This window comes from Streptomyces sp. NBC_01689 (genome assembly GCF_036250675.1).
Lineage (GTDB): Bacteria > Actinomycetota > Actinomycetes > Streptomycetales > Streptomycetaceae > Streptomyces.
The window spans coordinates 3,672,546-3,698,634 of sequence record NZ_CP109592.1 but is presented as its reverse complement, the minus strand read 5'-3'; the positions used below and the strand labels follow the sequence as shown (position 1 = coordinate 3,698,634).

The following is a 26,089-nucleotide window of genomic DNA, read 5'->3' as shown; positions in this document are numbered from 1 at the left end:
CCAGGGGCCCGTCGGCCCGGCGAGTTCCCCGACCCGGCGGGCCGTCCGTCTCGGCCCGTCCGGAGCACTGCGACCGGTCCGTCCCGTCGCGCTCGGGGCGGGTGGTTCCCGCTCTCGTGCACGCGTGACCGCTGCGTTCCGCGCGGGGGGCGCCTTGCTCCGGACGAGTGATCGCCGCACCCTTCCCTGACCGGGACCGGGACCGGGACCGGGACAGGAACCGGGACGGACGGCGGGGACGGAGGGCCGTACGGGCCCCCGTACGGAACCTCGCGGGGCCCGTACGGGGTGGTCCGTGGAGTCGGTCAGTCGTCGTCTCCGCGGCCCCGGTGCCCCGGCTCCGTGCGGGAGGAGACGACCTTTCCGTCGCCCGCGTCGACACGCACCTCGTACCAGGTGCCACCGTTCGAGAGGATCTCGACCTCCCACACCGGGGCGGAGCGGTCGTCGTCCAGGTCGGCGGAGGCGGCGGTGCCCGGTGTGTGGCGCAGCGCTGTGGCGAGGGCTCCGGCCGCCGTCACCCGGGCGGACCTCAGCCGTGCGGCGTCGTCGCCGTGATCGTCCGGGCCGGCGGTGTGCCGGCCCGTTCGGGTGCGGTCGTCCGGGTGAGGGTGGTCGTCCGTGCGGGCGGGAGCATCCGTCCGCGTCCGGTCGTCCGTCCGGGTGTCGCCGCCGTGGCGTACGTGGCCCGCGCCGTCGTCGTCCGCCGTGCGCGCCGGTGACCGGGGGACCCGCTCGGTGCCGTCGTCCGTGACGGCGAGGGCGGTGGCCGTGCCGCCGCCGATCAGAGCCGCGGCCGCCACGGCGGCGATGACGATGTTGCGCTTCATGTCGGTTCCTCCTGATGGTCCGGACCGCTCCGAGGGAGCTCGGAGCGGGATCCGAGCGAGACCGGCCCAAGTCGTGCGTCGCGTCGGTGCGTTGCCGGCGGGAACCACTGTCGGCGCGGGTCGCTGAACGCAGCCTGAAGCCACCTGAAGACTTCTTCAGGTTCGGTTTGGGACGCTGGGCGCATGCGCCTGTTGATCGTGGAGGACGAGAAGCGGCTCGCCCTGTCGCTCGCCAAGGGACTGACGGCCGAGGGGTACGCCGTGGACGTCGTCCACGACGGAGCCGAGGGACTGCACCGGGCGAGCGAGGGGGCCTACGACCTCGTCGTCCTCGACATCATGCTGCCCGGCATGAACGGCTATCGCGTCTGTGCCGCGCTGCGCGCCGCCGGGCACGACGTGCCGATCCTGATGCTCACGGCGAAGGACGGCGAGTACGACGAGGCGGAGGGGCTGGACACGGGCGCCGACGACTACCTGACCAAGCCGTTCTCGTACGTGGTGCTGGTGGCCCGGGTGAAGGCGCTGCTGCGGCGTGGGCGGGCCGCCCATCCCCCGGTGCGGGTCCTGGGCGAGCTGACGGTCGACACCGCGGCCCGGCGCGTCTTCCGCGGCGCGGACGAGGTCGCCCTCACGGCCAAGGAGTTCTCGGTCCTGGAGCAGCTGGTGCTGCGGGCCGGACAGGTCGTCTCGAAGGCCGAGATACTCGAACACGTCTGGGACTTCGCCTACGACGGGGACCCGAACATCGTCGAGGTGTACGTGAGCACCCTGCGGCGCAAGCTCGGGGCGGCGTTCATCCGGACCGTGCGCGGGGCCGGCTACCGGCTGGAGGCGCGATGAGCCGGCTCTTCGGATCCGTCCGGGCCAGGGCCACGCTCGCCGCGACCGTCGTGGTGGCCATCGCGCTCGTGGCGGCGGGCACCGCCGTCCTGCTGTCCCTGCGGTCCAACCTGAACGACCAGGCCGGCACGGAGGCCGAGCGCAGCGCCCGCGAGGTCGCGGCCGACCTGTCCGGCGGGGCGTCGTACGACCGGCTGCGGCTGGACGACGACCAGCGTCCCGTCCAGGTGGTGGACGCCGCGGGCGTCCTGGTCGCCGCCAGCGAGGATCTGCGGCGGATCAGCGGCACGGGCACCGACGTGGTGAAGCCGCGGCCGACGGACGCGGCCGGCGGCGGCGCCTCGGCGGACGACCACGGCGGCGACCGCGGTGACGACGACGGCGGTGACGACAAGGGCGGTGACGACAAGGGCGGTGACGACCGTGGGAAGGACGGCCGGGGCCGCGGCGGAGGTGAGGACGACGACTACGCGTCGCTCCGCCCCGGCCAGATCGGCGCCGAGGTGAGCTTCGCCGACGGCTCGGCCACGCTCGACGGGGACACCGCGGACTACCGGTTCGCCGCCGTCGAGGTGAGTGTGCAGAGCAAGGGCGCGCTGACCGTGTACGCGGGAGCCCCGCTGGCCGCCGAACAGGCCGCCGTGCGCACGGCCCTGACGGTCATGCTGACCGGACTCCCGCTGCTGCTCGCCGTGGTGGCCGCCGTGACCTGGCGGGTCACCCGGCGGGCGCTGCGGCCCGTCGAGGGGATCCGGAGCGAGATGGCCGCCATCACGGCCTCCGAGGACCTGGCACGGCGCGTTCCCGTGCCGGACACCCAGGACGAGGTCGCCGGCCTGGCACGGACCACCAACGAGACGCTGGCCGCCCTGGAGACGTCCGTCGAACGGCAGCGCCGGTTCGTCGCCGACGCCTCGCACGAACTGCGCAGCCCCATCGCCTCCCTGCGCACCCAGCTCGAAGTGGGCGCCGCCCACCCGGAGTTGCTGGACGTGACGGGGGCCGTCGAGGACACCGTGCGGCTGCAGCGGCTCGCGGCCGACCTGTTGCTGCTGGCCCGGCTGGACACGGGGGAGCGGCCCTCGGGCACCCGCTTCGACCTGGCGGCACTCGCCCGGGAGGAGGTGTCCCGGCGACCGGGGGCGACAGCGCACTGCGCGAGCGCCGAAGTTGTCGGCTCCCGCGGCCAGTTGGCGCGGCTGCTCGGCAATCTGCTGGACAACGCCCGGCGGCACGCCCGCAGCCGGGTCGCGGTCACCGTGCGGACCGACGGCCCGTGGGCCGTCCTGGAGGTCGCCGACGACGGAGCGGGCGTGCCCGCTGCCGAGCGCGAGCGGATCTTCGAGCGGTTCGTGCGGCTCGACGAGGCCCGCAGCCGGGACGACGGCGGGGCGGGTCTGGGCCTCGCCATCGCCCGTGACGTGGCGCGGCGCCACGGCGGCACGCTCACCGCGGGCGAGGCCGCGGAGGGCGGAGCACTCTTCACGCTCCGGCTCCCCGCACCCGCCTGACCCGCGGAGCGCCCGTCAGGGTTTGCCGCGTTGCCCCCGCAAGTGCTCGGCGATGGGCTGCAGCGACTTGTGCAGTTCCTCCAGCGCCTCGGGGGAGAGCAGGTCCATGAAGTGTCTGCGGACGGACGCCACGTGGTGCGGGGCGACCTTCTTCATCGTCTCCAGGCCGTGCTCCGTGAGGACGGCGTACAGACCCCGGCGGTCGGACTCGCAGTTCTCCCGCCTGACCAGGTCCGCGTTCTCCATGCGGGTGATCTGGTGCGAGAGGCGGCTCTTCGACTGGAGGGTGGCGGCGGCGAGGTCACTCATCCGCAGCCTCACGCCCTCCGACTCGGAGAGGTTCACCAGGATCTCGTAGTCGTTCATCGTCAGCCCGAACGGCTGAAGGTCCCTCTCGAGCTGGTACGTCAACAGCCTGTTGACCTCCAGGTGGGTGCGCCAGGCGCACTGCTCCGCATCGGTCAGCCAGCGCGTGGCCGTCTCGGTCTCCATGAATGAAGTCTACCTAAAATGTTGAAATGCGAACTAGTGAGGGTGGTGTGACGGTGCGCACGCGTTCGATGTCACACTCCGCAGACTACCGCTCACAGCCCGAAGCGACGCTGGAGGTCTCCGAGCTGTCCGGGAAGGCGCGGTGTGCCGGCCTGCTGGCCGTGCTGGCCGTGCTGACCGGGTGTCCCGCCGGCGCCGGGCACTCCCGGCTCGTGCGGAACGGCCCCGGTGGCCTGCTCGGCCATCAGGATCTCCGTGGACTGGAGCAGTACCGTGCCGGCTCCCACGAACTCGAACTGGTGCTCCTCCCCGGAGGCCCCGCCCAGGCCCGTCAGTGCACGTAGACCGCCCATGACGCCCGTCAGGTACCCGTGGTCGTAGTGATGACACGGGGACGGACAGTCGGCCCAGCCCACCAGCGCCTGCGGGTCCACCCGGATCGGGGGTTCCATGAACACCACCGGCCCGTTCGACGCGGCCACGAACTTTCCGGTTCCGATGAGCGTCAGAAAGCCCGGCACGATCGACTGCTTGAGTGCCAGACTTGGCTGAAAAGCGAGCAGGTTGCCGCTGCGAATGGTCAGGTTGCCGTCATCCAGGTCGTACGAATTCACGTCGAAGGCCCGGTCGGCGAGGAGCATCTTGCCCGAACCCTCGGCCACCACCCAGTCGCTCGCGTGCAGAGGCGAATGGAACGACGTACGGACGAGTCGGTCGAGCCGGCCGTGTCCGACGCCGTTGAACTCCATCGAGCCGTAGTAGGCGATCATCTTCCCCTTCTGCAGGAACCACTGGCTCCCCTTGAGCTCCACGCAGAAGGTGTACTTGTTGACGTTGTCGTCGACCGGCAGCGTCATGGGGTCGTGGACCGTGGGTCCGCCAGGAGTCCCGTACGCGCTCACAGCTTCTCCTCCGAGGCCTGGACGTACACCGCACCACTGCCGCTCAGCTCCAGCTGGAACGCCTCGCCCGAGCCGCGGCCCACCATGTCGCGCCAGCCGAGCGCCGTGGACAGCTTGTTGCGTACGTCACCGTGGTGCGCCACGTACGCCTGCGGGTCGACATGAACCGGGCGCTGCGGGGTGATCGGCACCTCGATGACCCCGCCGTGCGCCATCACGGCCACCGCGCCGTGTCCCTTGAGGGTCGTGGTGAACAGGCCCTGGCCCGTGACCTGGCCGCGGACCATGCCCATGACCCCGCCCTGCGAGCCGAGGAACATCGTGCCCTGCTGGAGCGTGCCGTCGAAGGCCAGCAGCCGGTCCGCCTCGACGTAGAGCGTGTCGCCGGCGAGGGTGATCACCTGGATGTGGTGGCCGCCGTGCCCGAACAGGACCGTGCCGCTGCCCTCGACGGTCATCAGCGGGGTGGCCTCGTTCGCGACCCGGCGGCCGATCATCGACATGACGCCGCCCTGACCGCCCTGGATGTTGGGGGTGAAGGAAACCTCGCCCTTGTAGGCGAGCATCGCGCCGCGCTGGCTGTACAGGCGCTGGCCCGGCAGGACCGTGGCCTCGATCATCTTGGAGTTCACTTCGCGGAACGGCATGTCAGAGGTCCCCCGCGATCGTGTTGCGCTCACTGGGCTGAACGTAGACCAGGCCGTCGCCCTCGAAGCGGATCTGGAAGGCCTCGCCGCCGCCCTCGCCCATGAACGTGCGGAACGTCACACCGGCCTGGAAGGACTGTCTGACGTTGCCCTGGTGCGCGATGTACGCCCCCGGGTCCACCGTCAGCGGGTACTGCGAGCTGACCCTCAGCACCACGGCCGGCCCGTCGGACATGATCGCCGCCTGCCCGTGCCCCTCGACGGTGGTGGTGAACAGACCGTTGCCCTGGGAGGCGCCGCGCAGTCCCGTGAAGGACGTGCCGGTGCGCAGCCCGGCGTCGGTCGCGAGGAGGTTGCTGGACTCGACGTACAGCTTGTCGCCCTGGAGGCTCACCAGGTTGATCTCGCTCGCCCGGTCCGCGAACCAGCAGGTCCCGTGCCCCTTCACCTCCATCATCGTCATCTGCTCACCGGTCAGGCGCCGCGTCACCATCCCGCGGATCCCCTCACCTCCACCGCTCAGCTTCTTGAAGGCCATCTGACCGTCGTACGCGACCATCGAGCCGTTCTTCGCCTTCACGGCGTCCCCGGTCATGTCGACGGCCAGCACCTTGCTGCCTTGAAGTCGGAACATCGCCACAGTTGTGACGGTAGCGGCAGGGTGCGGGGGCGGACAGGGTCCACGGGTGGATCTCACCCCTGAACGGTCCCCTGAGGGGTGGACGGGACCTCCCGCGGGGCGGCCGGGCGGGACGCCCCCGGGCGGACGGGAGGGGCGGACGCCGGGCGGGCCCGGGGCCCGCGGCCCGGCACCCCCCGGCCGGGGCGCGGGGCCCCGGATGCCACAATGGCGGAGGCCTTGTGCTTGCGTTCACAAAGCTCGGGGCCGGACGACCGACGACCCTCCCCCTGATCCCACCGAAGGTGACCCGTGGACATGAAGACCGCCACCGCCCTCCGCCGCCTGCGCCTGGTCTCGGCCCCCGAGGCCGTCTCCTTCCTGCTGCTGCTCGTCTGCTCGGTGCTGAAGCGGACCACGGACTTCAACGCCGTGCCCGTCATGGGCGCGATCCACGGGGTGCTCTTCATCCTCTACGTGATCTTCTGGGCGGACGCCTGGAACCGCGCCCGGTGGAGCGCCGGGACCGGGATCCTCTACTTCGTCCTCTCGGTGCTGCCCACCGGCGGCTTCTTCGCCGAGCGCAAGCTGCGGCGCGAGACCGAGGACGCGGTCATCGCCTCCCGCGCCCGCCGCGAGGGAGTCGTGGGGTCGTCATGATCGTCGCCTTCTCCGTGACACCGCTCGGCGTCGGCGAGGACGTGGGGGAGTACGTCGCCGAGGCCGTCCGGGTCGTCCGGGCGTCGGGACTGCCGAACCGCACCGACGCCATGTTCACCTCGCTGGAGGGGGAGTGGGACGAGGTGATGGACGTGGTCAAGCGCGCGGTCGCCGCCGTCGAGGCCCGGGCGCCGCGCGTCTCCGTCGTCCTCAAGGCGGACATCCGCCCCGGGGTGACCGACGGTCTGACGTCCAAGGTGGAGACGGTGGAGCGCCACCTGTCCGCCTGAGGGCGGCCCCCGACGGCGCCGAACACCCGGGAGCCCCGGTCCGGTCATCGGACCGGGGCTCCACGGTGTCGCCGTCCGCCAGGGCCCCGTCGCGGGCGGCCTCGCCGCACGGGAACGTGTGCGCGACCGAAAGGCGAGACGGGGCAGACCACGATATGACCGGCGGGTAAGGTCTCATGCCGTGCCGAAGCCGCTCAGCCTTGCCTTCGATCCCATCGCCCGCGCCGACGAACTCTGGAAACAACGCTGGGGATCGGTGCCGTCCATGGCCGCGATCACCTCGATCATGCGCGCGCACCAGATCCTGCTCGCCGAGGTCGACGCGGTCGTCAAGCCGTACGGGCTGACCTTCGCGCGCTACGAGGCACTGGTGCTGCTCACCTTCTCCAAGGCCGGCGAACTGCCGATGTCCAAGATCGGCGAGCGGCTGATGGTCCACCCCACCTCCGTCACGAACACCGTGGACCGCCTGGTGCGCTCCGGGCTCGTCGACAAGCGCCCCAACCCCAACGACGGGCGCGGCACGCTCGCCTCCATCACCGCGAAGGGCCGCGAGGTGTGCGACGCGGCGACCCGCGACCTGATGGAGATGGACTTCGGGCTCGGCGCGTACGACGCCGAGGAGTGCGGGGAGATCTTCGCGATGCTGCGGCCGCTGAGGGTCTCGGCGCACGACTTCGACGACGAGTAGGGGCGCGCGAAGATCGCGCAAAAGGGGCCGTTACGCTCGTAGCCATGAAGAAGAGCGTGCTGACCCGCTACCGCGTGATGGCCTACGTCACCGGTGTGCTGCTGGTCCTGCTGACCCTCGGTGTGATCGCCAAGTACGTGCTCGACATGAACGGTGCCGTGGACTTCACCCGCGTCGTCGCCATCGCGCACGGCTGGCTGTACGTCGTGTACCTCGTGTTCGCCTTCGACCTGGGCGCCAAGGCGAAGTGGCCCGTCGGCAAGCAGCTGTGGGTGCTGCTGGCCGGGACGATCCCGACGGCGGCGTTCTTCGTGGAGCGCAAGGTCAGCCGCGAGCTGGAGTCGAAGATCACGGACGACGCCCCCGTGGTCGCCAAGGCCTAGGACCCCCGCCCGTCACGCCGCCCGTGACGCCCGGGTCACCAGGGACCTCCGCCGCCACCGGCCCCCCGTACCGCCGTCGGGGTGGTCCGTGGCGGTTTCCCATCGACATTTACTAGGACGTCCTAGTAAATTTGTCCGCATGGACGCTGACGCCATCGAAGAGGGCCGCCGACGCTGGCAGGCCCGGTACGACGCCTCGCGCAAGCGCGACGCGGACTTCACCACGCTCTCCGGAGACCCCGTCGAGCCCGTGTACGGGCCCCGGCCCGGGGACACGTACGACGGCTTCGAGCGGATCGGATGGCCCGGCGAATACCCCTTCACCCGCGGGCTCCACCCGACCGGCTACCGGGGGCGTACGTGGACGATCCGCCAGTTCGCCGGATTCGGCAACGCGGAACAGACCAACGAGCGGTACAAGATGATCCTCGCCGCGGGCGGCGGCGGTCTCTCGGTCGCCTTCGACATGCCGACCCTCATGGGGCGCGACTCCGACGACCCCCGGGCCCTCGGCGAGGTCGGGCACTGCGGGGTCGCGATCGACTCCGCCGCCGACATGGAGGTCCTGTTCAAGGACATCCCGCTCGGTGACGTCACCACGTCGATGACGATCAGCGGGCCGGCCGTGCCCGTCTTCTGCATGTACCTGGTCGCCGCCGAGCGCCAGGGCGTGGACCCCGCCGTCCTGAACGGCACGCTCCAGACCGACATCTTCAAGGAGTACATCGCCCAGAAGGAGTGGCTCTTCGAGCCCGAGCCGCACCTGCGTCTCATCGGTGACCTGATGGAGCACTGCGCCTCGAAGATCCCCGCCTACAAGCCGCTCTCCGTCTCCGGGTACCACATCCGGGAAGCGGGTGCCACGGCCGCGCAGGAGCTCGCCTACACGCTGGCGGACGGCTTCGGATACGTGGAGCTCGGCCTCTCGCGCGGCCTGGACGTGGACGTCTTCGCCCCCGGCCTCTCCTTCTTCTTCGACGCGCATCTCGATTTCTTCGAGGAGATCGCCAAGTTCCGCGCGGCCCGGCGGATCTGGGCGCGGTGGATGCGGGACGTGTACGGCGCGAAGTCCGACAAGGCGCAGTGGCTGCGTTTCCACACCCAGACGGCCGGTGTCTCGCTGACGGCCCAGCAGCCGTACAACAACGTGGTCCGCACGGCGGTCGAGGCGCTCGCCGCGGTGCTGGGCGGCACGAACTCGCTCCACACCAACGCCCTGGACGAGACGCTCGCGCTGCCGTCCGAGCAGGCCGCGGAGATCGCGCTGCGGACCCAGCAGGTGCTGATGGAAGAGACCGGCGTCGCCAACGTCGCCGACCCGCTGGGCGGTTCCTGGTACATCGAGCAGCTCACGGACCGGATCGAGGCCGACGCGGAGAAGATCTTCGAGCAGATCAAGGAGCGGGGGCTGCGGGCGCACCCCGACGGCCGGCACCCGATCGGCCCGGTCACCTCCGGCATCCTGCGGGGGATCGAGGACGGCTGGTTCACCGGCGAGATCGCCGAGTCCGCGTTCCAGTACCAGCGATCCCTGGAGAAGGGTGACAAGCGGGTGGTCGGTGTCAACGTCCACCACGGCTCCGTGACCGGCGACCTGGAGATCCTGCGGGTCAGCCACGAGGTCGAGCGCGAGCAGGTACGCGAGTTGGGGTCGCGTCGCGGCACGCGGGACGACGCGCGGGTGCGGGGCGCGCTGGAGGCGATGCTCGCCGCCGCGCGGGACGGGTCCAACGTGATCGTGCCGATGCTGGAGGCGGTACGGGCGGAGGCGACGCTGGGTGAGATCTGCGGGGTCCTCCGGGACGAGTGGGGGGTGTACACGGAGCCGCCGGGCTTCTGAACCCGGTTTCCTCCCGCGCCCGTCGTCCGAAGGGCGCGTCCTCGAACGCCGGACGGGCTGACCTGCCCGGCCGGCGTTCGAGGACGAGGCCGTTCAGGCGGACGGGGGTCCGGGGGCGGAGCCCCCGGGAACGGACGGGTCGGGCAGGGGCGGCGGGGGCGAACCCCTCGGGTCAGGGCGCGTCCGTCGCGCCCGCCAGGCCCAGCAGCAGGACACGGGTGAACGCCCGCACCCACTCCTCGTCCGCCGGCTCCGCACTGACGAGCGTGCGATGCACCACCGCCCCCGCGACCACGTCGAAGATGAGGTCCGCGGTCCGCGCGTACGCCTCGGGATCGGACTCCGGCGGCAGTTCGCCGCGCGCGGTGGCCCGCGCCCTCCCCTCCAGCACGAGCCGCTTCTGCCGGTCGACGATGGACGTGCGGATCCGCTCCCGCAGGGGCTCGTCGCGGGTGGACTCCGCCACGACCGCCATCAGCGCGGTCTTCGTCTCGGGCCGGTCCAGGATCGCCGCGAACTGCAGCACCACGCCCTCGATGTCCGCCGCCAGGCTGCCGCGGTCGGGCAGCTCCAGCTCGTCGAAGAGCACGGCGACCGCGTCGACCACGAGCTCGTTCTTGCCCGCCCAGCGCCGGTAGAGGGTCGTCTTGGCGACCCCGGCCCGGGTCGCCACGTCCCCCAATGTCAGCTTGGACCAGCCCAGTTCGACCAGCGCCGCCCGCGTCGCCTCCAGGATCGCGGCGTCCGCGGCAGCGCTGCGCGGACGCCCCGTACGGGGGACGGAAGAGCGACTCTGCATGTCAGGACCATATCCGCCGTTGTGGGCGGGCAAATCCGGCGGTTGTGTGAAGCCGTGAGGGAGATCACCGGCGGAAGGGGGACGGATGCGCCCCCGGACAGTTACGCTACGACCCGTAGCGAAAGCTGCGGACGACGCTCGTACACCGTGACCCGTGCACGGGCGGCAACCACAGGCGCCGGGTGGGGACCCGGCGCGAGCGGCGGGGAGCAGGACGCCGGACGGCACGGAGCGGGGCGCCGTGAGTCCGGCTTTCACAGCGTTTTTCACACGTGCGCGAGGAAGGGGGAGGATGTACTCATGCAGCCACGGAACATGTCCATGAGCGGAGTCGTCGACCTCGCCGCGGTGAAGGCGGCCCAGGAGGCCAAGGTGAAGGCCGAGCAGGCGCGCGCCGAAGCGGCCAGGCAGGGCGGCGGAGGCGGGGCCGTGTCCCCCGCCAGTCTCGTCATCGATGTCGACGAGGCCGGATTCGAGCGTGATGTCCTGCAGCGGTCCACCGAGGTTCCGGTCGTCATCGACTTCTGGGCCGAGTGGTGCGAGCCCTGCAAGCAGTTGAGCCCGGTGCTGGAGCGGCTCGCCGTCGAGTACGCCGGCCGGTTCGTCCTCGCCAAGATCGACGTCGACGCCAACCAGATGCTGATGCAGCAGTTCGGGATCCAGGGGATCCCGGCCGTCTTCGCCGTGGTCGCGGGACAGGCACTGCCGCTCTTCCAGGGAGCCGCCGCCGAGGCGCAGATCCGGGGGACCCTGGACCAGCTCGTGCAGGTGGCCGAGGAGCGCTTCGGCCTCACCGGTCTCGTCGTCGACCAGGACGCCGCGCCCGGCGCCGACCCGGTGGAGCACGAGGAGCCGGCCGGACCGTACGACGCGCTCCTCGAAGCGGCCGTGCAGGCCCTGGACGCCGGTGACTTCGACGGCGCCGTGCGGGCCTACCGGAACGTGCTGAGCGACGACCCGGGCAACACGGAGGCCCGGCTGGGCCTAGCCCAGGCCGAGTTGCTGCAGCGCGTGCAGGGCGCCGACCCGGCGAAGGTGCGCGAGACCGCCGCGGAGAAGCCCAAGGACGCACAGGCGCAGATCGCCGCCGCCGACCTGGACCTCGTGGGCGGTCATGTCGAGGACGCGTTCGGGCGGCTCATCGACACGGTGCAGCGCACGGCGGGCGACGACCGCGACGCCGTACGGGTGCGGTTGCTTGAGCTCTTCGAGGTCGTGGGCGCCGACGACCCGCGCGTGATCGCGGCGCGCCGGGCTCTGGCCAGGGCCCTGTTCTGACCTGTTCCTAAACGCCGGGCCTTGTGATGCCCAGGTGAAAGATTGGCCAGTAAGGCCTACAAGCGGCCGCGTTTTACCAAAACTTGGTAAACGCGGCCGCTGTTACTTGGAGTAAGTCGGGGGCGTTGATCTGTCGGATTCCGTCCGTGGATCAACCTTTTTGTCATCCACCTCAGTGCCACCCTGAGTCGCCGATCGATGCCGACGGGTCGTTGTTCGGTTATCCGGCCGTTACTAGCGAGTAACGAACCCCCTTGTGCGGGCGGCGAGAATGCACCACGATCGGCGACGCTCGGTCCATTCCCCTCCTCCGACAACCAGTCGGGTCAAGGGGTTTTGTGGGTCCCCACCGGGTAGGGGCGGCGACAGTGGCGCCGCCTCTTGGGCAGGGGGGTCTTCGCCGGTCGGCGGAGCCTGTCCAGCAGGTTGTGCGTGATGTGTGTCAGGCGCGACCAGTGGTTGTCGCTCGGGGGTGATCGCCGGTGTGATCGGGCGCGGTTGGCGCCCGGTGAGTACGGGCGCTCTCCTTTCCGAGGACGTAGCACTTCTCCCATCCCTGCCCGGCTGAGCCGCCGACATGGGTGTCAGTGAGGGCCAGGAGATGTACGTCCGAGAAGGAGGAAATATGGAGTCCCAGGTGCGTGGCGGGACCAGATGGAAGCGGTTCGCCGTCGTGATGGTGCCCAGCGTGGCCGCCACGGCAGCGATAGGTGTGGCCCTCGCGCAGGGCGCTCTCGCCGCGTCGTTCAGCGTCTCCGGCCAGTCGTTCAAGGTGACGGCGGACCGGCTCGACGGTACGGGCTTCGCGCAGTACGGGGCGATTGACTCGGGTTACACCCTCGACGGCCAGAAGACGGCTCACCCCGTCGCGGTCTCGGCGTTCAAGTCCGCGTCGATCACCAACATGTGCCAGTCCGTGGTCACCCCGAACATCCCGCTGCTCGGGTCCGTCAGCCTGATCCTGAAGGCGGGCGGCGGCGACAAGCCGGTCGAGGCCGAGAACCTGTACATCGACGTCGAGGACCTCTCGGCCGATGCCACGTTCCGCGGTATCGACATCGGCGTCGCCGCCAAGGACGCCAGCAAGGGTCCGGGCATCGCCAAGGGCGACCAGGCGAACCCGTACGGATTCGCGCAGCAGGCCGACTCGGCCACGCTGACCAACGTGAAGCAGACGGCGTGGGCGACCACCGCCGGCACGTTCAAGCTCAGTGGCCTGAAGATGTCGCTGTCGACGGGTACCAAGGAGTGCTACTAGGCACTCGGGGGGCGGGCGGGGGAGCCGGCAGCTGCCCCGCCCGCCCCACCCCTTTCCGCAGTATGTGAATTTTCACAGCAAGCAGTTCCAGGGAGCCGTTTTCCATGAGCGCCGAGTCACCCGGGCAGAGCGAGCACTATCTCCAAGTCTTCCGGCGGAACTTCCGGTCCTGGAGGGGCGAACGCCCGTTCTGGGCCGGCCTGTTCGTCCTGCTCGGCGGTTTCCCCATCGCCTACTTCCCGTACGCGAACCTCCAGATAGGCCATCTGACGCTGGCCATGGCCACCACGGCCGGGGCCGGCTCCCTGATCATCGGTGTGCTGCTCGGCGTGCTGGGCGTCAGCCTCTGGTTCCAGCGGCACGTACGGACCTTCGCCGGTGTCGCCGCGATCCTGCTGGCGCTGGTTTCCATCCCGGTGGCCAACCTCGGCGGCTTCCTCATCGGCTTCCTGCTCGCGATGGTCGGCGGAGCGATGGCGGTCTCCTGGGCGCCGGGCGACTCCGGCGAGGAGAAGCGCCGGTCCACGTACAAGAGCGAGGGCGGCGCCCCGGGCGCCTCCGACACCCCGAACACCCCGCACGCGCCGCAGGCCCCGGAAACCACCGGCACCCCGGACGGCGCGGACAGCGCGGGCCCCGCGGCAGCCGACGAGACGGGCGGCGAGCCGAGGGGCCTGTCAGGAATGAGCTCCGCCTACGGGGCGAACGGGAGGCACAGTGCCGGCTGACGAGGCGACCCGAGGGACGGAAGCGGACGAGTCCCGGGTGAGAACCGGACCGCGCCACGCGGCCCCCAGGAAGCCCCTGTTCACCAGATTCCATGTTCCCGCGGGCAAAGCCGTGGCCATCGCGGCCATGCCGACCGCCGTCCTCATGGGCATGGGCTTCACCCCCACCCTGGCACAGGCGGACGACCACGCGTCGTCCAAGAGCCTGACGGTGGACGAATACCAGAAGTGCGTCGAGGCCGTCGGCGGTTCCACGGACGGCAAGGACGGCAAGGACGCCTCGGCCACGCCGACGCCCTCCGCCTCCTCCTCGGCGAGCTCGACCCCGTCGCCCGGCAAGACGGAACCCGCCCCCTCGGCGAGCACGTCGCCGGACAAGACCTCTTCGTCGGATTCAGGTTCCGACGACAAGGCCGGGTCCGACCCGACGCCCTCGGCGAGCAAGTCGGCGCAGAGCGGCGGTGACAGCGCCGGTGGTGACGACAAGGCCGCCGCGGCCCCGTCGGCCTCGGCGGACGACGGTGGGCTCCTGGGCGCCGTCGGCGACGCGATCAAGGGCGTCCTCACCGGCGGCAGCGGCGGCTCCACCGCGAGCTCCACCCCCACGCCGTCCGCCACCCCGTCCGCGTCCGCCTCGACGGCTCCGGCCGGGGGGAGCACGGACAAGGGCGCGTCCGGCACCGTCAAGGACACCGCGGGCAAGGTCACCGACACGGTCAAGAAGGCCGTGAAGGACACCAAGGACATCACGGACACGGCGACCAAGGCGGCCGGCGACACCACGAAGGCGGTCGAGGACGCCGCCGACGCGGCCACCTCGTCCCCGAGCCCGTCCGCGAGTTCCACCACGGACCCCTCGGACTGTCCGGTCGCCACGGACGCGGAGGGCGGTGTCGACAACCCCGTGACGCTGCCCGACGATCCCTGGTACCTGAGCGCCAGCTCCCTGCTGCTCAAGGGCGCCGACTACCAGGGCGTGGTCAAGGTGAAGACCGCCGACGGCACGGTCAAGCGGGTCCTCAAGTACGTGATCTCCGACGGTACGGACATCGGCGACCTGCACCAGACGGTCGACGACAAGCAGTCCGGCAAGACGTACCACGTGCAGGCGGGCAAGGGGACGACGTCCACCATCCGTGACGGCAAGACGGTCATGTACACGGAGAGCATCTCCGGGAACCTGCTCGGCCTGATACCGATCACGTTCGACCCGGACAACCCGCCGCCGCTGAACATCCCGCTGATCTACTTCACCAAGGTGAAGGTCGTGCAGGCAGGGCAGTTCGGCGGAACGCTGACCATCCCCGGGCTGCACCAGTACACCAGCTGAACCGCCCCGGCGCGCGGGTCCCCGGACCCGCCCACGAACCCTTCCGGGAGCCGCACACACCGAGGGCGCCCCCTGTCACAGGAGGCGCCCTCGGTGGTGTACGCAAGCCGTGGGTCAGGCGGTGCGGCCGCTCTCGCCCAGGTGGTGCACGCGGACCATGTTGGTGGTGCCGGGGACGCCGGGGGGCGAGCCTGCGGTCATCACGACGATGTCGCCCTCGTTGAACCGCTTGAGCTTCTGCAGCTCGTGGTCGACCAGGTCCACCATCTCGTCGGTGCTGTTGACGAACGGCACCACGTGGGACTCGACGCCCCAGCTGAGCGTGAGCTGGTTGCGGGTGCCCTCGTCGGTGGTGAAGGCCAGGATCGGCTGGGACGCGCGGTAGCGGGAGAGCCGGCGCGCGGTGTCACCGGACTTCGTGAAGGCGACCAGACCCCTGCCGCCGAGGAAGTCGGCGATCTCGCAGGCGGCACGGGCGACCGAACCACCCTGCGTGCGCGGCTTCTTGCCGGGGACCAGGGGCTGCAGGCCCTTGGAGAGCAGCTCCTCCTCCGCCGCCACGACGATCTTCGACATCGTCTTGACCGTCTCGATCGGGTACGCGCCCACGGACGACTCGGCGGACAGCATGACCGCGTCGGCGCCGTCGAGGATCGCGTTGGCCACGTCGGACGCCTCGGCGCGGGTCGGACGGGAGTTGGTGATCATCGACTCCATCATCTGGGTCGCGACGATCACCGGCTTGGCGTTGCGGCGGCAGAGTTCCACCAGGCGCTTCTGCACCATCGGGACCTTCTCCAGCGGGTATTCGACCGCCAGGTCGCCACGGGCCACCATGACGGCGTCGAACGCCGCGACGACCGCCTCCATGTTGGCGACCGCCTGCGGCTTCTCCACCTTGGCGATGACGGGGACGCGGCGGCCCTCCTCGTCCATCACCTTGTGGACGTCGTTCACGTCGTCGGCGTCGCGCACGAACGAGAGGGCGACCATGTCGCAGCCCATCCGCAGGGCGAAGCGCAGGTCCTCGACGTCCTTCTCGGACAGTGCCGGCACGTTCACGGCGGTGCCGGGCAGGTTGATGCCCTTGTGGTCCGAGATGACGCCGCCCTCGATGACGACCGTCTTGACCCGGGGGCCCTCGACCTCGACGACCTTCAGCTCGACGTTGCCGTCGTTGATGAGGATCTGGTCGCCCTTGGCGACGTCGCCGGGCAGGCCCTTGTAGGTCGTGCCGCAGATCTGCCTGTCGCCGGGCACGTCCTCGGTGGTGATGGTGAACTCGTCACCGCGCACCAGCTCGACGGGTCCCTCGGCGAAGGTCTCCAGGCGGATCTTCGGGCCCTGGAGGTCGGCGAGGACGCCGATCGCCCTGCCGGTCTCGGCCGAGGCCGCCCGGACGCGGTCGTAGCGGCCCTGGTGCTCGGCGTGCGAGCCGTGGCTGAAGTTGAAGCGGGCCACGTTCATGCCGGCTTCGATCAGCGCGACGAGCTGCTCGTGGGAGTCGACCGCGGGGCCGAGAGTACAGACGATTTTCGAACGGCGCATGGGGCGATCCTATCGGTTTGTTTCGCTACGGAATATTCCGTCTGGCGGAAGATACAAAGGGGCGCGATGCCGCTCAGGTGAGGTCGTGGGGCGCGCCCACGAGTGCGTAGGTCTGCGTGGCGATCTCCAGTTCCTCGTCGGTCGGCACCACGGCGACCGCGACCCGTGCGCCCTCGGGCGAGATGATTCTGGCCTCGTCCCCTCGAGCCGCGTTCAGGTCGGCGTCGACCGCCGGGCCGAGCCCCTCCAGACCGGCGACCGCGGCCTCCCGCACCGCGGCGGCGTTCTCGCCGACCCCCGCGGTGAAGGCGATCGCGTCCACCCGGCCCAGTACCGCGTAGTAGGCGCCGATGTACTTCTTCAGACGGTGGATGTAGATGTCGAAGGCGAGCCGCGCCCGCTCGTCCCCCTCGTCGACACGGCGTCGGATCTCCCGCATGTCGTTGTCGCCGCACAGGCCGGTCAGACCGCTCCTCTTGTTGAGCAAAGTGTCGATCTCGTCCGTGGACATTCCCCCAACGCGCGCCAAATGGAGGATGACCGCGGGATCCACGTCGCCGGACCGGGTCCCCATCACGAGCCCCTCCAGCGGAGTGAGCCCCATGGAGGTGTCCACGCAGCGTCCGCCGCGCACCGCGGAGGCGGAGGCCCCGTTGCCCAGGTGGAGCACGATGACGTTCACGTCCTCGGGCGCCCTGCCGAGGAGCTTCGCGGTCTGCCGGGACACGTAGGCGTGCGAGGTGCCGTGGAAGCCGTAGCGCCGGATGCGGTACTCGTCGGCGGTCCGCACGTCGATCGCGTAGCGCGCGGCCGACTCCGGCATCGTGGTGTGGAAGGCGGTGTCGAAGACGGCGACCTGGGGAAGGTCGGGGCGCAGCGCCCGTGCCGTACGGATACCGGTCAGGTTGGCCGGGTTGTGCAGCGGGGCGAGCGGGACCAGCCGCTCGATCTCCGCGAGCACGGCGTCGTCGACGACCGCCGGTTCGGTGAAGGAGCTCCCGCCGTGCACCACCCGGTGGCCGATCGCGGCCAGCTCGGGGGAGTCCAGGCCGAGTCCGTCCCGGCCGAGCTCCTCGGCGACGGCCTTCAGCGCGGCGGCGTGATCGGCCACGGGGCCGGTCGTCTCCCGGGTCCCGCCCGTGAGGACCGTGTGCTTCAGCCGGGACGTCCGCTCGCCGATGCGCTCGACGAGGCCCGTGGCGAGACGGCTGCTGTCCCGCATGTCGAGGAGCTGGTACTTCAGCGACGAGGAGCCGGAGTTGAGGACGAGGACTCGGGTGGCGGTCACTGCGGGGATGCCTTCTGGGTCGGGGGCGTTGGCGGGTCGGGTGCCGGCTCCGCGGTCGTCGCCGGGGCCGGGGGCCGGGCCGCCGCGGGCGGGCCGGCCCGGCCCGCCCGGTGCGGCGGTCATCCGCCGGCCGGGGTCTGGGCCTGGATCGCCGTGATGGCGACCGTGTTGACGATGTCCTGCACGAGCGCGCCGCGCGAGAGGTCGTTGACGGGCTTGCGCAGGCCCTGCAGGACCGGGCCGACCGCGATCGCGCCGGCCGAGCGCTGCACGGCCTTGTAGGTGTTGTTGCCGGTGTTGAGGTCGGGGAAGATCAGTACGGAGGCCTGTCCGGCGACGTCGGACTCGGGCAGCTTGGTCGCGGCGACGGAGGGCTCGACGGCGGCGTCGTACTGGATCGGCCCCTCGATCTTCAGGTCGTCGCGCCGCAGCCGGACCAGGTCCGTGGCCTCGCGCACCTTGTCGACGTCGGCGCCCGAACCGGAGGTGCCCGTCGAGTAGGACAGCATCGCGATCCGGGGTTCGACACCGAACCGCTCGGCGGTGGCCGCCGACTGGATGGCGATGTCGCACAGCTGCTCGGCGTCCGGGTCGGGGTTGACCGCGCAGTCGCCGTACACGAGGACCTTGTCGGCGAGACACATGAAGAAGACCGACGAGACGATCTTCGTGTCCGCCCGGGTCTTGATGATCTCGAAGGCGGGCCGGATGGTGGCGGCGGTGGAGTGCACGGAGCCGGACACCATGCCGTCGGCGAGTCCCTCCTCCACCATCAGCGTCCCGAAGTAGTTGACGTCGGCGACGACGTCGTGGGCCAGCTCGACCGTGACGCCCCGGTGGGCGCGCAGGGCGGCGTACCGCTCGGCGAAGCGGCCGCGCAGCTCGGAGGTGGCCGGGTCGACGAGCCGGCAGCCGGTCAGGTCGATGCCCAGGTCGGCGGCCTTCTTGCGGATCTGGTCGACCGGTCCGAGCAGGGTCAGGTCGCACACGCGCCGGCGCAGCAGCACCTCGGCCGCGTGCAGGACGCGGGTCTCCGTCCCCTCGGGAAGGACCACCCGCCGCCGGTCGGCGCGGGCCTGTTCGAGGAGCTTGTGCTCGAACATCATCGGGGTCACGCGGTCGCTGCTCGGGGCCGAGACCCGCCTGAGCAGATCGGCGGTGTCCACGTACCGCTCGAAGAGGCCGAGCGCCGTCTCCGCCTTGCGGGGCGTGGCGGCGTTCAGCTTCCCCTCCAGGGAGAAGAGCTCGGCCGCGGTGGGGAAGGAGGTCCCGGCGACCGAGATCACCGGGGTGCCGGGGGCGAGACGGGCGGCGAGCGTGAGGACCTCGTCGCTGGGCCGCTCGTTCAGGGTCAGCAGGACCCCGGCTATCGGCGGAGTGCCCGCGCTGTGCGCGGCGAGCGCGCCGACGACCAGGTCGGCACGGTCGCCGGGGGTGACCACGAGACAGCCCGGGGTGAGGGCGTTGAGGAAGTTCGGCAGCATGGCGCCGCCGAAGACGAAGTCGAGCGCGTCACGGGAGAGCCCGGCGTCGTCGCCGAGGAGCACCGTGCCGCCGAGGGTGTGGGTGATCTGGGCGAGGGTCGGTGCGGAGAGGGCGGGCTCGTCCGGGAGGACGTAACACGGCACGGGGAGGCGGGAGTCGAGCCGTTCGCCGAGCGCGGCGCGGTCGGCCGGGGCCACCCGGTTCACGACCATGGCGAGCACGTCGCAGCCGAGGCCGTCGTAGGCGCGGTACGCGTTGCGGGTCTCGGCGCGCACGGACTCGGCGGTCTGGCCGCGGCCGCCGACGACGGGGATCACGGAGGCGCCGAACTCGTTGGCGAGCCGGGCGTTCAGTGCGAGCTCGTCCGGGAACTGGGTGTCGGCGTAGTCGGTGCCCAGCACCAGGACGACGTCGTAGTCGCGCGCGACCAGGTGGAAGCGGTCGACGAGGGTGGAGACCAGTTCGTCCGTGCCCTGCTCGGCCTGGAGCGCGGACGCCTCGTGGTAGTCCATGCCGTAGACGGTCGCCGGGTCCTGGGCGAGCCGGTAGCGGGCCCGCAGCAGTTCGAAGAGCCGGTCGGGGCCGTCGTGGACGAGGGGGCGGAAGACGCCCACCCGGTCGACCTGGCGGGTCAGGAGCTCCATGACGCCCAGCTCGACCACCTGGCGTCCGTCGCCGCGGTCGATCCCGGTCACGTAGACACTGCGGGTCACGCGTGCTCTCCATCCATGGCGTGGGGTGTTCGGTGCCGTGAGGTGTTCTGGCGGGGGCTCGTGGCTCGGGGTGCCGTTTTCGGGCTCGGTGAGAAGCCCACCTGGGTGGGCGGAGCCTTCTTGACAATACCCCCGCGGGTGGATAAGGCGCCCGTCAGGGCGGACTTCCTGACGAGGACCGACGGAGGCCTGACCGAGCCTGACCTGGCGCTGACCGGGGCCTGACCGAGCCTGACCGAGCCTGACTGAGGTCCGACCCGCGCTGACCGGGAACGGGGCGAGAATGGGACGCGGGGTGCCGAGGGGGGACACCGGGCGGAATCGGCGACGGTCCGGGGGTCGTGAAACAATCGGACCGGCTCACACGAACCAGCAGCGAGCAGGAGACACAGCACGATGCGTATCGGAGTTCTCACCGCAGGCGGCGACTGCCCGGGCCTGAACGCAGTGATCCGGTCGGTCGTGCACCGAGCGGTCACCACCTTCGGCGACGAGGTCATCGGATTCGAGGACGGGTACGCGGGGCTGCTCGACGGCCGCTACCGCTCCCTCGACCTGAACGACGTCAACGGCATCCTCGCCCTCGGCGGCACCATTCTCGGCTCCTCCCGGCTGCAGCGCGACCGGCTCCGCGAGGCCTGCGAGAACGCGCAGGACATGGCGCGCGAGTTCGGTATCGACGTGCTGATCCCGATCGGCGGCGAGGGCACGCTGACGGCGGCGCGGATGCTGTCGGACGCGGGTCTGCCGGTGGTCGGCGTCCCGAAGACGATCGACAACGACATCTCCTCCACGGACCGCACCTTCGGTTTCGACACCGCGGTGGGCGTCGCCACCGAGGCCATGGACCGCCTGAAGACGACCGCCGAGTCGCACCAGCGGGTGATGGTCGTCGAGGTCATGGGCCGGCACGCGGGCTGGATCGCCCTGGAGTCCGGCATGGCCGCCGGGGCCCACGGGATCTGCCTGCCCGAGCGCCCCTTCGACCCGGCCGCCGTCGTCGCGATGGTCGAGGAGCGCTTCGCCCGCGGCAAGAAGTTCGCGGTCATCTGCGTCGCCGAGGGTGCCCACCCCGTCGAGGGCAGCATGGACTACGGGCACGGCGCGATCGACCAGTTCGGCCACGAGCGGTTCCAGGGCATCGGCACGGCGCTGGCGTACGAGCTGGAGCGGCGCCTCGGCAAGGAGTCCAAGCCGGTCATCCTCGGCCATGTGCAGCGCGGCGGCACCCCGACCGCCTACGACCGGGTCCTCGCGACGCGGTTCGGCTGGCACGCGGTGGAGGCCGCCCACCGGGGCGACTTCGGCCGGATGACGGCGCTGCGCGGCACCGACGTGCTCATGGTGCCGCTCGCGGAGGCCGTGACGGAGCTGAAGACGGTCCCGAAGGACCGGATGGACGAGGCGGAGTCGGTCTTCTAGAGGCGGCGCGTCCGCGCCGGGGTGCCGGACACACCCCCGTCCGCGCCCGTCACCCTGGGCCCGGACACTCCCCACCGTCCGCGCCCGGCACCCCGGGCCCACGGCTTCCGGCCCGGCGTCCGCGGGTCCGGCGCGTTCCGGTGCGCCGGCCGCACCGGCACCCGAGGGGCGGCACCCCAGGGGGTCGCGCCCGCCCGCGGGGACGAGCCGGGCGCACCTCGGCCGTCGGCCCGAGTGACCGGTCCGCTCCCCGGCCGGACGACCGGGTGCGCCGATGCACTGATGGGCAGATGGCCCGGTCGGGGGGCGCGGGCCTGGAGCCGCCGCGTCGGCAGCCCGCCGCGGAGCCGTCGACGCGTCGGTCGAGCCGACAGCCCGACCGGTGCGCGGTGCGCGGTGCGCGGCAGCCGGCTCTCCGTGGACGCGACGGTCCGGGCGGCCGGGCCGTGCGCAGGACCGTCCGTCCCGGCATCGCCGTCGCACCGGGTCCACCCCCGGAGGGCTCAGTACGCGGCTCTCTGGACCGTCGACCAGAAGTGGTCGACGATCCGGTCGAGGAAGTCCTGGCCCACGTCCTCGGCCTCCGCCGCGGCCGTGCCCGCCGCCCAGCTCAGGGTGGCGGTCATCTGCCCCTGGTACTCCTGGAACAGTTCCTGGAGGACGTCCTCCAGGAGGCGCCGGTCGAGCGGGACCGTCTTCCCCACCGGACGGGAGTACGCCTGCCAGCGGGTCGTCACCGCGCTCCGCAGCAGCTCGGCGAGCCTGTCGTCGCGCCCCGTGACGGTGACGAAGTCCCGCAGGGACAGTTCGAGCACGTCGGCGAGGGCGGCGGACTGCCGTTCGTTGCCGCGCCACTCACCGCTCTCCTCCATCCCCTGGTAGGCGAGGAGCTCGACCCCGACGGCACGGGCCATGTCCTCCTGCGCGAGACCGCGCGCGACGCGGTGTTCGCGCAGGGTCCGGGGCGCGCCGATGATCTCTCCCGGTGAGCACCACAACACCCCGGCGAGCGCGGTGAGTTCCGGCCCGCTCGGGGTGGTGGTCCCGCGTTCCCAGGCGGCGACGAGATCGGGTGTGACGTACGGCATCCCGTACGAGGCCCGCATTCCGTAGGCGACGTGCTCGGGCCTCATGCCGAGTGCCGTCCTCAGCCTGCGGGCGGCCTGGGCGTCGAAGGGCGGTGTGGGCTGTTGGGCCTGCGGTCGCTGCACGGGCACAAACTAGGCGGGCCGGGGCAGCGCTGACTACATTCCGTCCAGCCACAATCACACATTGTAGGAACCTACGGTTTCGCCCGGCATATACCGTGAGGGCTTGACGTGGCACCGGTCCCGGGGCGTCCGCTCAGCCCTTCACCGCCCCGCCCAGCGCGAACCCTCCTCCCAGTCGCCGCGCCACCAGGACGTACAGCAGGATCACCGGCGTCGAGTAGATGACCGAGAACGCCGCGAGCTGTCCGTAGACCACCGTCCCCCGGTTCCCGAAGAAGTCGTTGATGCTGACCGACGCGGGCATCTGGTCCGGTGTCAGCAGCAGCATGAACGGGACGAAGAAGTTCCCCCACATCATCACGAACGAGAAGACCGTCACCACCGCCACCCCGGGACCCATCAGCGGCAGCACGATCCGGACCAGGGACTGCAGCGACGACGCGCCGTCCGTCCACGCCGCCTCCTCGAGCTCCTTCGGCACCCCGTCCATGAAGTTCTTCATCAGCCATATGGCGAAGGGGAGTTGGGAGGCGGCGAAGAAGAAGACGGTGCCCTGCACGGTGTCGATGAGGTTCACCCGCACGAACAGCGCGTAGACCGGAACCATGATCGCCGTGATGGGCAGGCAGGTCGCGAACAGGATGGTCAGCAGGAAGGGGCGGTTGAGGCGGGACCGGAACCGTGAGAGCGGATACGCCGCCAGAGCCGCGCAGACCACCGTCAGTGCGGTGCCCCCGCCGCACAGGACCAGGCTGTTCAGCAGTGGCGTGAAGGTGATGTCCGGCTTCAGCACCGCGTCGAAGTTGTCCAGGGTGAGGCCGTCCGGCACCCGCACCCGCAGGTCCGCGTGCGCGTCCAGCGACGACAGCACCACCCAGGCCAGCGGCAGGACGAACGCCGCGGCCACGAAGAGGAGTCCCGCGTCCGCCGCCAGCCGCCTCCCCGCCCGGCGGGACCTGAGCCCGGTCCCCGTCAGCAGAGCCATCTCAGACCTCCGTCCGCAGGAGCCGCATGTAGACCACGGAGAACAGCGCCCCGACCACCAGCAGCAGCAACGCGACCGCCGTCCCGTACCCGATCATGCTCTTCTGGAACGCCTGCTCGTACATGAACAGGGGAAGGGTCTGGCTCCGGTTGCCCGGGCCGCCCCGGGTCATCACCCAGATCAGCCCGAACACCGAGAGCGTCTGGAGGGTGTTGAGCATCAGGTTCGTGCCGATCGACCGGCGGATCATCGGGAGCGTGATGTGCCACATCCGGCGCCAGCCGCCCGCACCGTCGACCTCCGCCGCCTCCGTGATCTCCTTCGGGATCTCGTTCAGGGCAGCCGAGTAGACCAGCATCGAGAAGGCCGTGCCCCGCCACACGTTGGCGAACGACACCGCGAGGATCGGCAGGGTGAACAGCCAGTTCTGGGTGGGGAGATGCAACCAGTCCAGGATCGCGTTCAGGGTGCCCTCCCGCCGGAAGAACGCGTACAGCAGGAACCCCGCCACCACCTCCGGCAGCACCCACGCCGTGATCACGATCCCGCCCACCAGCGTCCGTACCGGCTTGGACGCGCGCTGCATCAGCGCGGCCAGTGTCAGTCCGAGCGTGTTCTGGCCGACGAGCGACGACAGCACGGTGAACACCAGCGTCAGCCACACCGCGTTCAGGAACGCCTCGTCCTTGAACGCCGCCCGGAAGTTGTCGAAACCGACGAACGAGGAGTGCGCCTGCCCCGTCAACTGGAGGTCGGTGAAGGCGATGTACGCGCAGTAGACGATCGGCCCCGCGAGGAAGAGGAGCAGCAGGACCACGGCCGGTACGACGGGCAGCCCACGGGCCAGGAGCCGGGCGCGCCCCGGGCGCCGCGACGAGACCGCCGTCGCGGCGACCGGGGTGGCGGGTGCCGCCCTCGTGCCCACACTCACTTGCGCACCACCTGGCCGTCGGTGGCCGTCTTCAGCTCCTCGTCGTAGCCGCTCGCCGCCTTGTCCACCGAGCTGTCACCGGTGGTCACGCCCTCCATGGCCTCCTGGACGGCGGTCGAGACCTTGGGGTACGCGGGGTACGCCGGGCGGTAGTGCGTGCTCGCGACCAGGTCCGTGAAGAACTTGATGCCGGGCTGCGCCTGTACGTACGCCGGGTCGGACGCCACGTCCTTGCGCACCGCGATACCGGAGTTGGCGATGTACCACTTCTGCGCGTTCGCCTTGGTCTGCATCGTCTCGACGAACTTGAAGGCGAGGTCGGGGTTGCCGGCCTTGGACGGGATGGCCCAGGTCCAGCCGCCCGACATGCTCACCTTGCCGGGCGCCTGGCCGTGCTGGGTCGGCATGTAGGCGAGGCCGAGCTTCTGCGACCACTCGGGCCACTCGTGTCCCGCGCCCTGCTGCCAGTCCTGCGGGAGCCAGCTGCCGTCCAGGTTGATGCCGATCTTGCCCTTGGGCAGCAGTTCACCGCGGACGGTGGTGCCGTAGTTCGGGTCGAGGGCGTCCGAGACGTCGGGGCCCAGCTTCTCCTTGTAGACCGTCTCCACGAAGGTGAGCGCGTCCTTGAAGGCCTGGCTGCCCGTGATCCACTTCTTCGATCCCGCGTCGTACATCGGGTCGGTCTTCCCGTCGCCCGTGCCGTAGAGCAGCATCTCGAAGCCCTGCATGGTGGCCGCCTCGCCCGCGGGTTTGCCCGTGTAGACGTTGAGCGGGACGACGCCCGGGACCTTCCGCTTGATGGTGCGGGCCGCGCTCAGCACCTCGTCCCAGCTCTTCGGCTGCCAGTCGGCCGGCAGCCCCGCCTTCTGGAAGACGCCCTTGTCGAACCAGAGTCCGCGGGTGTCCGTGCCGTCCGGGACGCCGTACGTCTTCCCGTCCTGCGCCTTGGCCGCGGACTTCGCCGTGTCGATGAACTGGTCCCAGTCCGGCCATTTGTCGAGGTAGGCGTCCAGGGGCTTCAAGTACCCGCTGGTGATGTCGGAGTTGATGAGGAAGGTGTCCTCGTAGACCAGGTCGGGCGCCGTCTTCGGCGACCTCAGCATCTGCTGGAGCTTGGTGTAGTACTCGGAGTCGGGCGCCTTGATCGGGACGAGCTCCACCTTCTTGCCGGGGTTCGCCTTCTCGAACTCCTTCTTCATCTGGCCCAGATAGGTGTCCATGACGCGGATCGAGTTGTCCGTGGACTGCTTGAAGGAGATCCTCACGGTGTCCGGACTGCTTCCGGAGCCCGAACCGCAGGCGCTGAGCGCGGTCGCGGTGAGCAGAGTGGCGAGGAGAAGTGGGGTGGCGGTAGGGCGCACGGGCACGACCTCCTACTGGCCGACGTCGTCGGTGGCCGGGGTTG

25 protein-coding genes are annotated in these 26,089 nt (G+C 70.7%); 12 read left to right on the top strand and 13 right to left on the bottom strand.

Annotated elements, in window-relative coordinates:
* Positions 1–305 precede the first annotated feature (305 nt).
* Positions 306–830, bottom strand: a complete 525-nt coding sequence (locus OG776_RS15480) for a PepSY domain-containing protein (protein ID WP_148010505.1) — start codon at positions 828–830, stop codon at positions 306–308.
* A 183-nt stretch (positions 831–1,013) separates the two neighbouring features.
* Here OG776_RS15480 and OG776_RS15475 point away from each other — a divergent pair, with 183 nt between their 5' ends.
* Positions 1,014–1,673, top strand: coding sequence for a response regulator transcription factor (locus OG776_RS15475; RefSeq protein WP_148010506.1), 660 nt, complete (start codon positions 1,014–1,016; stop codon positions 1,671–1,673).
* Positions 1,670–3,184 carry a sensor histidine kinase gene (locus OG776_RS15470; RefSeq protein WP_148010507.1) on the top strand — a complete coding sequence of 505 codons (1,515 nt, stop codon included), beginning with the start codon at positions 1,670–1,672 and terminating at the stop codon, positions 3,182–3,184. The genes OG776_RS15475 and OG776_RS15470 overlap by 4 nt, the downstream gene beginning before the upstream one ends.
* Positions 3,185–3,199: 15 nt before the next feature.
* On the opposite strand, the gene OG776_RS15465 is transcribed toward OG776_RS15470, so the two are convergent.
* The 4 genes from OG776_RS15465 to OG776_RS15450 form a co-directional block, all read right to left on the bottom strand.
* Positions 3,200–3,676, bottom strand: a complete 477-nt coding sequence (locus OG776_RS15465) for a MarR family winged helix-turn-helix transcriptional regulator (RefSeq protein WP_148010508.1) — start codon at positions 3,674–3,676, stop codon at positions 3,200–3,202.
* A gap of 92 nt (positions 3,677–3,768) precedes the next feature.
* Positions 3,769–4,578: an AIM24 family protein gene (locus OG776_RS15460; protein ID WP_148010509.1), complete on the bottom strand. Its 810-nt coding sequence runs from the start codon at positions 4,576–4,578 to the stop codon at positions 3,769–3,771.
* Complete coding sequence (locus OG776_RS15455; protein ID WP_148010510.1) at positions 4,575–5,225, bottom strand: AIM24 family protein; 651 nt, start codon at positions 5,223–5,225, stop codon at positions 4,575–4,577. Before OG776_RS15455 ends, OG776_RS15460 begins: the two co-directional genes overlap by 4 nt.
* Position 5,226: 1 nt before the next feature.
* Complete coding sequence (locus OG776_RS15450) at positions 5,227–5,859, bottom strand: AIM24 family protein (RefSeq protein ID WP_148010511.1); 633 nt, start codon at positions 5,857–5,859, stop codon at positions 5,227–5,229.
* A 297-nt stretch (positions 5,860–6,156) separates the two neighbouring features.
* On the opposite strand from OG776_RS15450, the gene OG776_RS15445 reads away from it, so the two are divergent.
* The 5 genes from OG776_RS15445 (at position 6,157) to OG776_RS15425 (ending at position 9,708) form a co-directional block, all read left to right on the top strand.
* The gene (locus OG776_RS15445) at positions 6,157–6,504 is read left to right on the top strand and encodes a DUF3817 domain-containing protein (protein ID WP_148010512.1); all 348 of its coding nucleotides are present in this window, start codon (positions 6,157–6,159) and stop codon (positions 6,502–6,504) included.
* Positions 6,501–6,794, top strand: coding sequence for an MTH1187 family thiamine-binding protein (locus OG776_RS15440; protein ID WP_148010513.1), 294 nt, complete (start codon positions 6,501–6,503; stop codon positions 6,792–6,794). The genes OG776_RS15445 and OG776_RS15440 overlap by 4 nt, the downstream gene beginning before the upstream one ends.
* Positions 6,795–6,975: 181 nt before the next feature.
* Positions 6,976–7,485 (top strand): MarR family winged helix-turn-helix transcriptional regulator, encoded by a 510-nt coding sequence (locus OG776_RS15435; RefSeq protein ID WP_148010514.1) that lies wholly within the window; start codon positions 6,976–6,978, stop codon positions 7,483–7,485.
* A gap of 44 nt (positions 7,486–7,529) precedes the next feature.
* Positions 7,530–7,868 (top strand): DUF3817 domain-containing protein, encoded by a 339-nt coding sequence (locus tag OG776_RS15430; protein WP_148010515.1) that lies wholly within the window; start codon positions 7,530–7,532, stop codon positions 7,866–7,868.
* Positions 7,869–8,007: 139 nt separating this feature from the next.
* The gene (locus tag OG776_RS15425) at positions 8,008–9,708 is read left to right on the top strand and encodes an acyl-CoA mutase large subunit family protein (protein ID WP_329321170.1); all 1,701 of its coding nucleotides are present in this window, start codon (positions 8,008–8,010) and stop codon (positions 9,706–9,708) included.
* A 172-nt stretch (positions 9,709–9,880) separates the two neighbouring features.
* Here the strand turns inward: OG776_RS15425 and OG776_RS15420 are convergent, their stop codons facing one another.
* Positions 9,881–10,507, bottom strand: a complete 627-nt coding sequence (locus OG776_RS15420; RefSeq protein WP_329321168.1) for a TetR/AcrR family transcriptional regulator — start codon at positions 10,505–10,507, stop codon at positions 9,881–9,883.
* Between the two features lie 300 nt (positions 10,508–10,807).
* Between OG776_RS15420 and OG776_RS15415 the strand changes: the two genes are divergently transcribed.
* The 4 genes from OG776_RS15415 to OG776_RS15400 all read left to right on the top strand — a co-directional run bounded on the left by OG776_RS15415 (position 10,808) and on the right by OG776_RS15400 (position 15,101).
* Positions 10,808–11,785 carry a tetratricopeptide repeat protein gene (locus tag OG776_RS15415; protein WP_148010518.1) on the top strand — a complete coding sequence of 326 codons (978 nt, stop codon included), beginning with the start codon at positions 10,808–10,810 and terminating at the stop codon, positions 11,783–11,785.
* A 625-nt stretch (positions 11,786–12,410) separates the two neighbouring features.
* A complete protein-coding gene (locus OG776_RS15410; RefSeq protein ID WP_148010519.1) occupies positions 12,411–13,043 on the top strand; it encodes a DUF6230 family protein in 633 nt (210 codons plus the stop codon).
* Between the two features lie 104 nt (positions 13,044–13,147).
* Entirely contained in the window at positions 13,148–13,771 is a 624-nt protein-coding gene (locus OG776_RS15405) for a DUF6114 domain-containing protein (RefSeq protein ID WP_148010520.1), read from the top strand.
* Positions 13,761–15,101, top strand: a complete 1,341-nt coding sequence (locus OG776_RS15400) for a hypothetical protein (RefSeq protein ID WP_148010521.1) — start codon at positions 13,761–13,763, stop codon at positions 15,099–15,101. The genes OG776_RS15405 and OG776_RS15400 overlap by 11 nt, the downstream gene beginning before the upstream one ends.
* A 114-nt stretch (positions 15,102–15,215) precedes the next feature.
* Here OG776_RS15400 and pyk read toward each other — a convergent pair whose 3' ends face one another.
* From pyk to pta, 3 genes are all read right to left on the bottom strand, one after another.
* Positions 15,216–16,649: a pyruvate kinase gene (pyk, locus tag OG776_RS15395; protein WP_148010522.1), complete on the bottom strand. Its 1,434-nt coding sequence runs from the start codon at positions 16,647–16,649 to the stop codon at positions 15,216–15,218.
* Between the two features lie 73 nt (positions 16,650–16,722).
* Positions 16,723–17,937 carry an acetate kinase gene (locus OG776_RS15390; protein WP_148010523.1) on the bottom strand — a complete coding sequence of 405 codons (1,215 nt, stop codon included), beginning with the start codon at positions 17,935–17,937 and terminating at the stop codon, positions 16,723–16,725.
* Positions 17,938–18,056: 119 nt separating this feature from the next.
* The gene (pta, locus tag OG776_RS15385; protein ID WP_148010524.1) at positions 18,057–20,135 is read right to left on the bottom strand and encodes a phosphate acetyltransferase; all 2,079 of its coding nucleotides are present in this window, start codon (positions 20,133–20,135) and stop codon (positions 18,057–18,059) included.
* Positions 20,136–20,531: 396 nt separating this feature from the next.
* Between pta and OG776_RS15380 the strand changes: the two genes are divergently transcribed.
* Entirely contained in the window at positions 20,532–21,557 is a 1,026-nt protein-coding gene (locus OG776_RS15380) for an ATP-dependent 6-phosphofructokinase (protein ID WP_329321163.1), read from the top strand.
* Positions 21,558–22,060: 503 nt separating this feature from the next.
* Here the strand turns inward: OG776_RS15380 and OG776_RS15375 are convergent.
* The 4 genes from OG776_RS15375 to OG776_RS15360 form a co-directional block, all read right to left on the bottom strand.
* Complete coding sequence (locus OG776_RS15375) at positions 22,061–22,774, bottom strand: helix-turn-helix domain-containing protein (RefSeq protein WP_148010526.1); 714 nt, start codon at positions 22,772–22,774, stop codon at positions 22,061–22,063.
* A 127-nt stretch (positions 22,775–22,901) separates the two neighbouring features.
* Positions 22,902–23,753, bottom strand: coding sequence for a carbohydrate ABC transporter permease (locus OG776_RS15370; RefSeq protein WP_148010527.1), 852 nt, complete (start codon positions 23,751–23,753; stop codon positions 22,902–22,904).
* A 1-nt stretch (position 23,754) separates the two neighbouring features.
* Positions 23,755–24,684 carry a carbohydrate ABC transporter permease gene (locus OG776_RS15365; RefSeq protein WP_148010528.1) on the bottom strand — a complete coding sequence of 310 codons (930 nt, stop codon included), beginning with the start codon at positions 24,682–24,684 and terminating at the stop codon, positions 23,755–23,757.
* Positions 24,681–26,045, bottom strand: a complete 1,365-nt coding sequence (locus OG776_RS15360; protein ID WP_410093205.1) for an extracellular solute-binding protein — start codon at positions 26,043–26,045, stop codon at positions 24,681–24,683. Before OG776_RS15360 ends, OG776_RS15365 begins: the two co-directional genes overlap by 4 nt.
* Between the last annotated feature and the right edge of the window lie 44 nt (positions 26,046–26,089).

Excerpts from the sequence above, each read along its gene's own strand:
- OG776_RS15380 (WP_329321163.1), top strand. The coding sequence starts at position 20,532 with ATGCGTATCGGAGTTCTCACCGCAGGCGGCGACTGCCCGGGCCTGAAC.
- OG776_RS15450 (WP_148010511.1), bottom strand. The coding sequence starts at position 5,859 with ATGTTCCGACTTCAAGGCAGCAAGGTGCTGGCCGTCGACATGACCGGG.
- OG776_RS15420 (WP_329321168.1), bottom strand. The coding sequence starts at position 10,507 with ATGCAGAGTCGCTCTTCCGTCCCCCGTACGGGGCGTCCGCGCAGCGCT.
- OG776_RS15370 (WP_148010527.1), bottom strand. The coding sequence starts at position 23,753 with ATGGCTCTGCTGACGGGGACCGGGCTCAGGTCCCGCCGGGCGGGGAGG.
- pyk (WP_148010522.1), bottom strand. The coding sequence starts at position 16,649 with ATGCGCCGTTCGAAAATCGTCTGTACTCTCGGCCCCGCGGTCGACTCC.
- OG776_RS15480 (WP_148010505.1), bottom strand. The coding sequence starts at position 830 with ATGAAGCGCAACATCGTCATCGCCGCCGTGGCGGCCGCGGCTCTGATC.
- OG776_RS15425 (WP_329321170.1), top strand. The coding sequence starts at position 8,008 with ATGGACGCTGACGCCATCGAAGAGGGCCGCCGACGCTGGCAGGCCCGG.
- OG776_RS15440 (WP_148010513.1), top strand. The coding sequence starts at position 6,501 with ATGATCGTCGCCTTCTCCGTGACACCGCTCGGCGTCGGCGAGGACGTG.
- OG776_RS15430 (WP_148010515.1), top strand. The coding sequence starts at position 7,530 with ATGAAGAAGAGCGTGCTGACCCGCTACCGCGTGATGGCCTACGTCACC.
- OG776_RS15470 (WP_148010507.1), top strand. The coding sequence starts at position 1,670 with ATGAGCCGGCTCTTCGGATCCGTCCGGGCCAGGGCCACGCTCGCCGCG.
- OG776_RS15415 (WP_148010518.1), top strand. The coding sequence starts at position 10,808 with ATGCAGCCACGGAACATGTCCATGAGCGGAGTCGTCGACCTCGCCGCG.
- OG776_RS15405 (WP_148010520.1), top strand. The coding sequence starts at position 13,148 with ATGAGCGCCGAGTCACCCGGGCAGAGCGAGCACTATCTCCAAGTCTTC.
- OG776_RS15455 (WP_148010510.1), bottom strand. The coding sequence starts at position 5,225 with ATGCCGTTCCGCGAAGTGAACTCCAAGATGATCGAGGCCACGGTCCTG.
- OG776_RS15475 (WP_148010506.1), top strand. The coding sequence starts at position 1,014 with ATGCGCCTGTTGATCGTGGAGGACGAGAAGCGGCTCGCCCTGTCGCTC.
- OG776_RS15410 (WP_148010519.1), top strand. The coding sequence starts at position 12,411 with ATGGAGTCCCAGGTGCGTGGCGGGACCAGATGGAAGCGGTTCGCCGTC.
- OG776_RS15465 (WP_148010508.1), bottom strand. The coding sequence starts at position 3,676 with ATGGAGACCGAGACGGCCACGCGCTGGCTGACCGATGCGGAGCAGTGC.